General features: G+C 62.9%; 9 protein-coding genes. All 9 read left to right on the top strand.

What is annotated here, in order from left to right:
• Window positions 1-571: GTP cyclohydrolase, FolE2/MptA family (locus tag VOI29_RS17390; RefSeq protein WP_323781464.1), on the top strand; the 571-nt coding region annotated here is incomplete at its 5' end.
• A gap of 290 nt (window positions 572-861) precedes the next feature.
• Complete coding sequence (locus VOI29_RS17395) at window positions 862-1,653, top strand: hypothetical protein (RefSeq protein WP_323781466.1); 792 nt, start codon at window positions 862-864, stop codon at window positions 1,651-1,653.
• Between the two features lie 47 nt (window positions 1,654-1,700).
• Window positions 1,701-3,149, top strand: coding sequence for a TrkH family potassium uptake protein (locus VOI29_RS17400; RefSeq protein ID WP_323781469.1), 1,449 nt, complete (start codon window positions 1,701-1,703; stop codon window positions 3,147-3,149).
• A 178-nt stretch (window positions 3,150-3,327) separates the two neighbouring features.
• Window positions 3,328-4,566 carry an aspartate kinase gene (locus VOI29_RS17405; RefSeq protein ID WP_323781472.1) on the top strand — a complete coding sequence of 413 codons (1,239 nt, stop codon included), beginning with the start codon at window positions 3,328-3,330 and terminating at the stop codon, window positions 4,564-4,566.
• A 271-nt stretch (window positions 4,567-4,837) separates the two neighbouring features.
• Complete coding sequence (gene ptsP / locus VOI29_RS17410; protein ID WP_323781474.1) at window positions 4,838-7,078, top strand: phosphoenolpyruvate--protein phosphotransferase; 2,241 nt, start codon at window positions 4,838-4,840, stop codon at window positions 7,076-7,078.
• 176 nt (window positions 7,079-7,254) lie between these two features.
• The gene (locus VOI29_RS17415; protein ID WP_323781477.1) at window positions 7,255-9,549 is read left to right on the top strand and encodes a bifunctional salicylyl-CoA 5-hydroxylase/oxidoreductase; all 2,295 of its coding nucleotides are present in this window, start codon (window positions 7,255-7,257) and stop codon (window positions 9,547-9,549) included.
• Entirely contained in the window at window positions 9,546-10,271 is a 726-nt protein-coding gene (locus VOI29_RS17420) for an SDR family NAD(P)-dependent oxidoreductase (RefSeq protein WP_323781480.1), read from the top strand. Before VOI29_RS17415 ends, VOI29_RS17420 begins: the two co-directional genes overlap by 4 nt.
• Window positions 10,268-10,720 carry a MarR family transcriptional regulator gene (locus tag VOI29_RS17425; RefSeq protein ID WP_323781483.1) on the top strand — a complete coding sequence of 151 codons (453 nt, stop codon included), beginning with the start codon at window positions 10,268-10,270 and terminating at the stop codon, window positions 10,718-10,720. Before VOI29_RS17420 ends, VOI29_RS17425 begins: the two co-directional genes overlap by 4 nt.
• Window positions 10,717-11,523: an enoyl-CoA hydratase family protein gene (locus tag VOI29_RS17430; protein WP_323781487.1), complete on the top strand. Its 807-nt coding sequence runs from the start codon at window positions 10,717-10,719 to the stop codon at window positions 11,521-11,523. The genes VOI29_RS17425 and VOI29_RS17430 overlap by 4 nt, the downstream gene beginning before the upstream one ends.
• Window positions 11,524-11,673 lie beyond the last annotated feature (150 nt).

Raw genomic sequence — 11,673 nt, forward strand, 5'->3', positions numbered from 1 at the left:
GTTTTCCTTCCCGGCAAGGGTCGAAAGCCTGCGCTCCGGTCTCAGCGGCTATCAGTATTACGATTTTGCGCTGGAATTGGTGGACCATGACGGCGTGCGTGAAAAGATCATGCACCTGGACTATGTCTATTCCTCGACCTGTCCGTGTTCACTGGAGCTGTCTGAACATGCCCGCCAGTCGCGCGGCCAGCTGGCGACGCCGCACTCGCAGCGCTCGGTGGCGCGGATTTCGGTGCAGTCGGTGCCGGAAAGCGGCTGCCTGTGGTTCGAGGACCTGATCGAACTGTGCCGCCAGGCGGTGCCGACCGAGACCCAGGTGATGGTCAAACGCGAGGATGAACAGGCCTTTGCCGAGCTGAACGCGGCCAATCCGATCTTTGTTGAAGACGCGGCGCGGCTGTTCTGCGAAGCATTGCAGGGTGATGCGCGGATCGGCGATTTCCGGGTGGTTGCAAGCCATCAGGAAAGCCTGCACAGCCATGATGCGGTCAGCGTGCTGACCCAGGGGCCGCTGTTCAAGGCGATGAGCCTGGATCCGAAACTGTTCGCGACCCTTATCCATCAAGGGTAAATGCTGGGCTGACGCGCCTGATTAAAAGGCAGTTCTCCGGCCGGCCCCCTGTGATTTCTGCGCCGCCGCATTATTTACGCTGCCATGCAGCGGAATATGGTAAGCTCCGGACTGTAGCCTGGAGGATTCTCCAGGTGTCCTGGGGAGCCGTTGTGCATGGGGCAGGGAAGATACACCCGATTGCCGCTGCTGCAGGCCCGGATTTGCTCCGGCGCCGCGCTTCTCCTATTTTGCCCGGCCGCAGCCCGAACAGGCAGGGTAAAACCAGCGCAAGAAGTAAGGAGTATCTGATGAGCAGTTTTCACCAGCATGGCGCATTCCCGGCCTTGGCGCAGGAATGGGCCGGCTATACGGCTGGCACGCAGTTGAAGCTGTGGCGGCAAATGACCGAAGCAGCGATTGCGACGCCGCTGCAGCAGATGCGGGCCGCCCGTTCCATGTTTGAATTGCAGCGGAAAATCCTCGGCCTCGCGGTGCCGCAGGCGGCATTGGGTGACACGGCACAGCCGCAGACTGCGGAACCGTCAAAGGCATCGGAAGACGTGACTTCAGTTTCACCCGCAGTCAAGCCCGCGCGACGGCCTGCCCGGAAGACGGCAGAAAAGCCCGCTGCCAAAAGGAAGACGGTTGCCAGAAAACCGGCGGCGCCCAAGACCGCAGAGCAAAAAACCGCGGTGACGGCTGCTGCAGGAAATACAGCCGGAGGAAAAACCGTGCCGGCCGAGGCTGCGGTTACGAAGCCGGAAGTTGCAAAACCGGTGGCGGCGAAGGCAAATCAGGCAACGCCGGGCGCAACAGATAAAGCAGCCGCTGATGCGGCTTCGGAACCGTCCGCGGTGTTCCGCGGATCCGCCGCCCGCCGCGCCAGCCCGGAAACACAGCGGAACACAGCGCAGTCCGCCGCCGTGGCGGCAGTGACCAAATCCTTCGCTGTGCAGACGCCCGCACCGGAACCGGCGCCCCCGGCCTCCGAACCGGCGCGATCAGAGACAGCGGCGCCCGGCAAACGCCCGCGCAAGCCGTCCAAGCCGCAGAAGATGCCCGCGCGCAACGCTGTAAAAGCCGGCGAGGGCAAGGAATAGCGGCGCAGGCTTGACACTTACCGTGCGCAGGTCCAACGCTGCCCCGCATGTTGGATCTCCGCCCGGTTGGATATGTCATCGGCCTTTTGGTCGTCATTTTGGGAGCCATGATGCTGTTCCCGCTGCTGGTCGATCTGATGGATGGCCGCGGAGAGTGGCATGTGTTCCTGGAAAGCGCGCTGTTCACCATCCTGGTGGGCGGGCTGCTGGCCTTGAGCTGTGCCAACGGGGTGCGCGAGGGGCTGAGCATCCGCCAGACCTTCCTGCTGACCACGATGGTCTGGGTGGCACTGCCGCTGTTCGGGGCCATCCCGCTGATGCTGGGGGCAACCGAGCTGCGGTTCGTCGATGCGTTTTTCGAAGCGATGTCAGGGCTGACCACCACCGGATCAACCGTGATTTCCGGGCTGGACGATCTGCCGCGCGGGCTGCTGTTGTGGCGCGGCATCCTGCAATGGCTCGGCGGCATCGGCATCATTGTGGTGGCGATGGTGTTCCTGCCCGAACTGCGGGTCGGCGGGATGCAGATATTCCGCTCCGAAGCCTTTGAGACAATGGGGAAAATACTGCCGCGCGCGCAGGCGATCGCGAAGCAGATCTCGCTGATCTATGTCTCGCTGACGCTGGCCTGCGTGCTGGTCTACATGGTGCTGGGAATGGGGCCGTTCGATGCGCTGGTGCATGCGATGACCACCATGTCCACCGGCGGGTTCTCCAATTACGATGCCTCGTTCGGGACTTTTTCCGGGCCCGCGGAATATGCCGCGTCGTTCTTCATGATCGCGGCGGCGCTGCCTTTCGTGCGCTATGTGCAGCTGGTCAACGGCCATGGTGTGCCGTTGTTCCGCGACAGCCAAATCCGGGTGTTCATGATGACGATCGGGGTGCTGGTGGCGGTGACCTCCGGTGTGCTTGTCACCGTGTTTCCGCACCACCCCGAGCAGGCTTTCCGCGAAGCGCTGTTCAACATCACCTCGATCATTTCCGGAACCGGCTATGCCAGTGTCGATTACATGCAATGGGGCAGCTTCCTGATCATGGTGTTCTTTTTTATCGGGCTGATCGGCGGCTGTGCGGGCTCGACGGCCTGTTCGGTCAAGATCTTCCGCTACCGGTTGCTGTTTGCCTCGAGCCGGGCGCAGATCCAGCGCATCCGGTCGCCGCACGGGGTGTTTCTCACCCGCTATGACGGCCGCCGGGTGGATGCCGAGGTGCTGAGCTCGGTGATTTCCTTTTTCATGTTCTTCGTGGTTACATTGGGCATGGTGGCCTGGGCGCTGGCGCTCACCGGCCTGGACTTCGTGACCTCACTGTCGGGCGCGGCCACAGCCGTGGGCAATATCGGCCCTGGCCTGGGCGATACAATCGGGCCTGCGGGAAACTTCTCGACCCTGAACGACCCGGCAAAATGGATCCTGAGCGCGGCGATGCTGATCGGGCGGCTGGAGCTGATGGCGGTTTACGCGATGCTGACTGTCCGCTTCTGGCGCAGCTGAGGGGCCTCGGGTTGGCTGAAGTTGCGCAGCCTGACCGTTGTGGCGGTTTGCCGCGCTGAAACGGACGCCGGAACCGCAGCTTCCTTGCCCGATGGGGCTGCATGCCCTTGCCCTTAAGGGACCGCTCGCATATGAGGCACGGGACCGAAACCCGCAAGCGCAGGGAGACCCGCTCCATATGCCCGTACTTGTGATGAAATTCGGCGGCACGTCTGTCGCCAACCTGGACCGCATCCGCCGCGCCGCCAAACGCGTCGGCGTTGAAGTGGCCAAGGGCTATGATGTGATCGTCATTGTGTCGGCGATGTCCGGCAAGACCAACGAGCTGGTGGGCTGGGTCGATGAGACCTCGCCGCTGTATGACGCACGCGAATATGATGCGATTGTGTCCTCGGGCGAGAATGTGACCGCCGGCCTTATGGCGCTGACGCTGCAGGAAATGGATGTTCCCGCCCGCAGCTGGCAGGGCTGGCAGGTGCCGCTCAGGACAACTTCGGCGCACAGCCAGGCGCGGATCGAGGAGATCCCGCCGGAAAACATCCGCGCCAAGTTTGGCGAGGGCATGAAAGTGGCGGTTGTGGCCGGTTTCCAGGGCATCAGCCCCGAAGGCCGCATCACCACGCTGGGCCGCGGCGGTTCGGACACCACCGCGGTGGCCTTTGCGGCGGCGTTCGAGGCCGAACGCTGCGATATTTATACCGACGTGGACGGCGTTTATACCACTGACCCGCGGATTTGCGACAAGGCGCGCAAGCTGGACAGGATCGCCTTTGAAGAAATGCTGGAGCTGGCTTCACTGGGCGCCAAGGTGCTGCAGACCCGCTCGGTTGAACTGGCAATGCGCTATAAGGTGAAGCTGCGCGTGCTGTCGAGCTTTGAGGAACAAACTGACGAGGCCGGAACCCTGGTCTGCGCCGAGGAGGAAATCATGGAATCCAATGTTGTGGCCGGTGTGGCCTATTCCCGTGACGAGGCCAAGCTGACCGTGCAGTCGGTGGCCGACCGCCCCGGTATCGCGGCAACCATTTTCACCACCCTCAGCGATGCGGGCGTGAATGTCGACATGATCGTGCAGGACATCTCGGATGAGGGCCGCACCGATATGACCTTCTCCTGCCCGACCGACCAGGTGGCGCGTGCCGAACAGGCGCTGCAGGCGATCAAGGAAAAGGGCGAGCTGAACTATGCCGAACTGCTGGCCGACAAGGATGTCGCCAAGGTATCGGTTGTTGGGATCGGCATGCGCTCGCAGTCCGGTGTGGCCGCCAAGATGTTCAAGGTGCTGTCGGATGAGGGCGTCAACATCAAGGTGATCACAACCTCCGAAATCAAGATCTCGGTGCTGATCGACCGTAAGTACATGGAGCTGGCCGTGCAGGCGCTGCATGACGCTTTTGAGCTGGAAAAAGCCGGCTAAGCGCTGACCGGGAAACCGTTTTCCGTATCTTGCAAAGGCGCCGCACCGGCGCCTTTGTTGTGTCCGCCCTGCCACGGGCGGTATCTTGCGCAATGCCGTGGCAGGCTGCTTTGTTTACGGGCAATGCAGCAAAAACACTTGGACTTTTTCCGCTGGGGTGGGACAAGTGGGTGGAGGAGAGAGCACTGGCGTACTACTCTGGAGGGTGTCCGCTCTGCGGGGATCAGGCAGGGCGGCGGTGCGCGGGAAATGACCTCGGGAGAGGGTGGCAATGGCTGACACGACAGAATCCGAAAGCAGGAAGCTGCTGGTTCGCTTGCGCGAGGCGATGGCGGGCGACGATGCCGGCCAGGCGCGGCTCGACAAGATTACCCATCTGATCGCCGATAGCATGGGGACTGAGGTGTGCTCGGTGTATCTGTTTCGCGATGACGAGACGCTGGAGCTTTGTGCAACACAGGGTTTGAACCTTGAATCGGTGCACCAGACCCGGATGCGCATCGGCGAGGGCCTGGTGGGCCGGGTGGCAAAATTCGGCAAGGTGGTGAACACGCCGGATGCCCCCAATGCCAAAGGGTTCCGCTATATGCCGGAAACCGGGGAAGAGCGGTTTTCCTCCTTTCTCGGGGTGCCGGTGCAGCGGCTTGGCGAGATGCTGGGCGTCCTGGTGGTGCAGTCCAAAGAGGCACGCGAGTTTTCCGCTGATGCGGTTTATGCACTGGAAGTGGTGGCAATGGTCATCGCCGAGATGACCGAACTGGGCGCCTTTGTCGGCGAAGGCGCGGCGCTGTCGCCATTGCACCAGCAGGCGGTTCTGATCCATGGCACTTCGGCCCAGGAAGGCGCGGCGGAAGGCTATGTCTGGCTGCATGAGCCGCGGGTGATCGTGACCAATCCGATTGCCGATGATCCTCACCGTGAGCTGGAACGGATGAACGCCGCGGTCGAGGAGCTGCGGGTCGGCGTTGACAAGATGCTGGAAGTCTCCCGCCATGGCGACAAGGAGCAGCTGCAGGTTCTTGAAGCCTACCGGATGTTTGCCAATTCCAAAGGCTGGATGCGGCGGATGGAAGAAGACATCGCCCGCGGTCTCAGCGCCGAGGCGGCGGTGGAAAAGGAGCAATCCCAGGCCCGCGCCCGGATGTCGCAAGTGCAGGACGCCTACCTGCGCGAACGTCTCAGCGATCTGGATGACCTGTCCAACCGGCTGCTGCGGATCCTGACCGGGCAGGGGGCGGACACCGGGGCCGAGCTGCCGGAAAATCCCATCCTGGTCGCCCGCAACATAGGTCCGGGAGATCTGCTGGAGTATGGCCGCAGCTTGCGGGGCATCGTGCTGGAGGAAGGCTCGGTCGGCTCCCACGCCGCTATTGTCGCGCGGGCGCTGGCCATTCCGCTGGTGGTGAATGCCCAGCGGATCACCACCGAGGCGCTGAACGGCGACCACATCATGGTTGACGGCGATCAGGGCGTGGCGCATCTGCGGCCCGATGAAACGGTTGTCAGCGCGTTCCGCGACAAGATCGCAATGCACGCCCAGGCACAGGAGCGCTATACCTCTATTCGCAACAAGCCGGCGGTCACCACAGACGGCCAGCGCATCAACCTGGTGATGAATGCGGGGCTGATGGCGGACCTGCCGTCGCTGGATGGTTCTGGTGCCGAAGGCGTGGGGCTGTTTCGCACGGAACTGCAGTTCCTGGTGCGCAATCAGATGCCGAAACGCTCGGAATTGGTTGCTTTGTACAAGCGGGTGCTGGATGCGGCGCACGGCAAGCCGGTGGTGTTCCGCACGCTGGACATCGGCTCCGACAAGGTGCTGCCCTACATGAAGCCGACGGATGAGCCGAACCCGGCCTTGGGCTGGCGGGCGATCCGGGTGGGCTTGGATAAGCCCGGTGTGATGCGGATGCAGCTGCAGGCGCTGCTGCGCGCGGCGGAAGGGCGGCCGTTGTCGATCATGTTCCCCTTTGTCGCCCAGTTCGAAGAATACCGCGCGGCCAAGGCCGAAGTGGACAAGACCATCGAGCGTGAACGTATTCTGGGCCACGTGCTGCCTGCCGAGCTGGAGGTCGGCGCGATGCTGGAAACGCCGTCGCTGGCCTATGCGCCGCAGAAGTTCTTTGACGAGGTGGCCTTTATCTCGATCGGCGGCAATGACCTGAAACAGTTCTTTTTCGCGGCCGACCGCGAGAATGAGCGGGTGCGCAAGCGCTATGACACGCTGAACGTCAGCTTCCTGAGCTTCATCGAGCGGATCGTGGAGCGCTGCGCGATCTCCGGCACGCCGCTCAGCTTCTGCGGCGAGGATGCGGGCCGCCCGGTCGAAGCCGTGTGCCTGGCCGCCATGGGCATCCGCACGCTGTCGATGCGCCCGGCCTCTATCGGGCCGGTCAAGTCGCTGCTGCTGCGGGTGGATCTGGGCGAGCTGCGCAAGATCATCGCGGATGCGCGCCACCGCGGCGACCAGGCGGTGCGCCCGGCAGTGATGCAATACCTGCGGGAACTTTGACGGCCGCGGCCCCCGGCCCTGGCAGATAATTTCATTAAGCTCTTGAGCGGGCCGGGCACGGGCTGCGCCAAAGTTTTGCGCCCGATTATTTCAAGCTTAAAACTTTATGCTTGAAGTTTTTCCGGACCCGCTTATCCTGATCCGCAAGGATGTGCGCTGAGCGGGAAGGGATGATCATGAAAGTCGCCTGTTTGGGAGGAGGGCCTGCCGGTCTGTACTTTGCGATCTCGATGAAGCTGCGGCAGCCGGAGGCGCAGGTCACGGTGATTGAGCGGAATAAAACCGATGATACCTTTGGCTGGGGTGTGGTGCTGTCGGATGACGCGCTGGACAACCTGAGCGCAAACGACCCGGAAAGCGCCGAAGCGATCCGCGAAAACTTTGCCTATTGGGACGATATCGCGGTGGTTCATGACGGCGCCCGCACGGTGTCGGGCGGGCACGGATTTGCCGGCATCGGCCGCAAGAAGATGCTGCTGCTGCTGCAGGACCGCGCCCGCGAACTGGGCGTTGACCTGCAATTTGAAACCGTGGCCAAACCTGCCGCGGAGTATCAGAAAGACTATGACCTGGTGGTCGGCTGCGACGGGCTGAACTCCGGTGTCCGCACTGAGTTTGCCGGACATTTCAAACCGGAAATCGATGTGCGGCCCTGCAAGTTCATCTGGCTGGGCACGCATCAGAAATTCGACGACGCCTTCACCTTCATCTTCGAGAAGACCAAACACGGCTGGATGTGGATCCACGCCTATCAGTTCGACGCGGACACCGCGACGGTGATTGTGGAATGCTCGGCCGAGACCTGGGAGAACTGGGGCTTTGAGGCGATGAGCAAGGAGGAGACCGTCCGCACCTGCGAGGATATCTTTGCCGATCATCTGGGCGGGCACGCGTTGATGTCGAATGCCGCGCATCTGCGCGGCGCGGCGGTGTGGATCAACTTCCCGCGGGTGCTGTGCGAAAAGTGGCACCATGAGAATGTGGTGCTGCTGGGCGATGCCTCGGCCACCGCGCATTTCTCCATTGGATCCGGCACCCGGCTGGCCTTTGACAGCGCGATTGCGCTGGCGGAGCTGGTCAGTACCGAGCCGACGCTTGAGCGCGCCTTTGAGCGCTATCAGGAGGAGCGGCGGCTGGATGTGCTGCGGCTGCAATCGGCGGCGCGCAACTCGCTGGAGTGGTTTGAGGAGGTCGAGCGCTATCTGGATATGGATCCGGTGCAATTCAACTATTCCTTGCTGACGCGGTCGCAGCGGATCTCCCACGAGAACCTGCGCCTGCGCGATGCCGACTGGCTGCAGAGCGCGGAGAAATGGTTTCAGGACAAGGCCGGAGCGCCCGCGGATACGCCGGTGCGGCCACCGATGTTCGCCCCCTACAAGCTGCGGGATATGGAGCTGAAGAACCGCATCGTGGTCTCCCCCATGGCGCAGTACAAGGCGGTTGATGGCTGCCCGACGGACTGGCATTTCGTCCATCTGGGAGAGCGGGCCAAGGGCGGTGCCGGGCTGGTTTATACCGAGATGACCTGTGTCAGCGCCGAGGGCCGGATCTCGCTGGGCTGTCCGGGGCTGTATGCGCCGGAGCATGAGGCAGCCTGGAAGCGGCTGACGGATTTTGTGCATGCTGAGACTGGTGCGAAGATCTGCTGCCAGATCGGCCATTCGGGACGCAAAGGGTCCACCCAGCTGGGCTGGGAAGTGATGGACGCGCCCTTGCCAGATGGCAACTGGGAGACTGTATCGGCCTCAGCCCTTCCTTGGTCGGCAAACAATCCGGCGCCGCGGCAGATCACGCGGGCGGAAATGGTTGCGATCAAGGCGGAATTTGTGGCATCTGCCCGGATGGCAGAGCGCGCAGGGTTTGACATGATCGAACTTCATGCAGCGCATGGATACCTGATTTCATCGTTTATCTCGCCAAAATCGAACATTCGGGGTGATGAGTACGGCGGCGCGCTGGAGAACCGCCTGCGCTACCCGTTGGAGGTGTTCCAAGCGATGCGTGCGGTTTGGCCGGAGGTCAAGCCGATGTCGGTCAGGATTTCTGCCAATGACTGGGTTGGAGACGAGGGCGTCACGCCGGAAGAAGCAGTGGAAATCGCCAGGGCCTTCACCGCCGCCGGCGCGGATATCATCGACGTTTCCGCCGGGCAGACCTCGACCGAGGCGCAGCCGGTCTATGGCCGCATGTTCCAGACCCCGTTTTCCGATCGCATCCGCAACGAGGCCGGGATTGCCACCATGGCGGTCGGCAATATCTATGAGGCGGACCATGCCAATTCGATCCTGATGGCGGGGCGGGCGGATCTGGTCTGCGTGGGCCGGCCGCATCTGGCCGATCCCTATTGGACCTTGCACGAGGCGGCGCGGATCGGCGACCGGCATGGCGACTGGCCGCTGCCCTATCACGCGGGCCGCGATCAGGCCTGGCGGCTGGCCGACCGCGAAGCGGAGGTGATCCGGGCATGACACGCAGGGTTCTTGTGACAGGCGGCGGCACCGGGATTGGCAAGGCAATCGCGCAGGCCTTTGCAGCTCAAAATTGTCAGGTGACAATTTCCGGCCGCCGGCGCGACGCGCTGGAGCAAGCCGCGGCGGGTACAGGGCTGGAAATAAGGCCGGCCGACGTTACGGATGAGGCGCAGGTCGAGGCGCTGTTCGACAAGCCGTATGATGTGGTTGTGGCGAATGCCGGCACCGGGACGGCCGCCAGGATCGAGGATGTTGAGCTGGCCGACTGGCAGCGGGCCCTGACCGTGAATATGACGGGCACCTTCCTGACCTTCCGGGCAGCCCTGCGGGCCGGCATGAAACCGGGCGGTCGGCTGATCGCCATTGCCTCGACCGCGTCCTTGCAGGGCGGTGCGCAGATCCCGGCCTATGCGGCGTCGAAACACGGGGTGCTGGGGCTGGTACGGTCGGTTGCGCAGAGCGTGGCAAAGCGGGGGATCACCTGCAACGCGATCTGCCCCGGATTTGTCGATACCGAAATGGCAGAGACAGCGATCACCGGGTTGATGGCACGGCAGGGGATTTCCCGCGACAAGGCGCTGAAGATGGTGGTCGGCGGCAACCCGATGCAGCGGCTGATCACGCCGGAGGAAGTGGCCGAAACCGCGCTGTTCCTGGCGTCTGACGGCGCGGCCTCGGTCAATGGCCACGCGATGAGCGTGTCGGGAGGAGAGGTTTGAGTACCACGTCCAAAGACCGGCTGCGGCTGTGGCTGAAGGTGCTGAAGGCCACCAAGGCGGTGGAAAGCGAAGTGCGCGAAAACCTGCGGCGTGAATTTGCAACAACGCTGCCGCGGTTCGATGTGATGGCGGCACTGATGCAGCACGGAAAAGGCCTGAAGATGAGCGAGTTGTCAGGTGTTCTGAAAGTCTCGAACGGCAATGTCACCGGCATTGTCGAGCGGCTGGTCGAGGACGGCCATGTGCAGCGCGAGAAGAGCGAGGGCGACCGGCGCGCCAATCTGGTGCGGCTGACCGAAGCGGGCAAGGTGGAATTCTCCCGCCAGGCTGAGGCGCATGAAGGCTGGATCGCTGCTGCCTTTGCGGGTCTGAACCCGGATGAGGTGCAGGGCATCGCCGAGAGCCTGGAAGCAGTGGCCCAAAGGCTGGAAAACGGAGGCAAGTTATGAAGGTGAACAGGGATCCAGAGCATTTCCTGTGCCGGATCGAGGAGGGCGTCGCCACGGTCTCCCTGGACCGGCCGGAGCGCAAGAACCCGCTGACATTCGACAGTTACGCCGAGCTGCGCGACTGGTTCCGGGATCTGCACTATGACGATACGGTGAAGGCGGTGGTCTTTGCCTCCAACGGCGGCAATTTCTGCTCGGGCGGCGATGTGCATGACATCATCGGGCCGCTGACCCGCATGAGTATGAAGGAGCTGCTGGCGTTCACCCGGATGACCGGGGATCTGGTCAAGGCGATCGTGACTTGCGGCAAACCGGTGATTGCCGCCATTGACGGGATCTGTGTGGGGGCGGGGGCAATCATTGCCATGGCCTCGGACATCCGGATTGCCACGCCGGAGGCCAAGACCGCGTTTCTGTTCACCCGAGTGGGTCTTGCGGGCTGCGATATGGGCGCCTGTGCGATCCTGCCGCGGATCATCGGCCAGGGACGGGCGGCGGAGCTGCTGTATACCGGGCGGTCGATGAGCGCCGAGGAAGGCCAGGCCTGGGGATTCCACAATAAACTGGTGGCGGCGAATGAGCTGGACGCCGAGGCGCAGGCCTGGGCGGCGCGGATCGCGGCGGGGCCGAACTTTGCCCATATGATGACCAAGACGATGCTGGCGCAGGAATGGTCGATGTCGATCGAACAGGCGATCGAGGCCGAGGCGCAGGCGCAGGCAATCTGCATGCAGACGGCGGATTTCGAACGTGCCTATCATGCTTTTGTGAACAAGGAAAAACCGCTGTTCGAGGGTGATTGAGCCGTGTGAACCGCTGGAGCCCGCGCTGGAGGAGGGTGCGGGCGCCTCCGGCGGGAGTATTTGGGGAAGATGAAACAGGGAGGGCCGCGCCATGGCGGACAGGACGTTTCTGAACTGGCCGTTCTTTGAAGACCGCCACCGCGCGCTGGC

This window comes from Leisingera sp., assembly GCF_034669605.1.
In the GTDB taxonomy this organism is placed as follows: Bacteria; Pseudomonadota; Alphaproteobacteria; order Rhodobacterales; family Rhodobacteraceae; genus Leisingera.

Excerpts from the sequence above, each read along its gene's own strand:
- VOI29_RS17395 (WP_323781466.1), top strand. The coding sequence starts at position 862 with ATGAGCAGTTTTCACCAGCATGGCGCATTCCCGGCCTTGGCGCAGGAA.
- VOI29_RS17400 (WP_323781469.1), top strand. The coding sequence starts at position 1,701 with ATGTTGGATCTCCGCCCGGTTGGATATGTCATCGGCCTTTTGGTCGTC.
- VOI29_RS17405 (WP_323781472.1), top strand. The coding sequence starts at position 3,328 with ATGCCCGTACTTGTGATGAAATTCGGCGGCACGTCTGTCGCCAACCTG.
- ptsP (WP_323781474.1), top strand. The coding sequence starts at position 4,838 with ATGGCTGACACGACAGAATCCGAAAGCAGGAAGCTGCTGGTTCGCTTG.
- VOI29_RS17415 (WP_323781477.1), top strand. The coding sequence starts at position 7,255 with ATGAAAGTCGCCTGTTTGGGAGGAGGGCCTGCCGGTCTGTACTTTGCG.
- VOI29_RS17420 (WP_323781480.1), top strand. The coding sequence starts at position 9,546 with ATGACACGCAGGGTTCTTGTGACAGGCGGCGGCACCGGGATTGGCAAG.
- VOI29_RS17430 (WP_323781487.1), top strand. The coding sequence starts at position 10,717 with ATGAAGGTGAACAGGGATCCAGAGCATTTCCTGTGCCGGATCGAGGAG.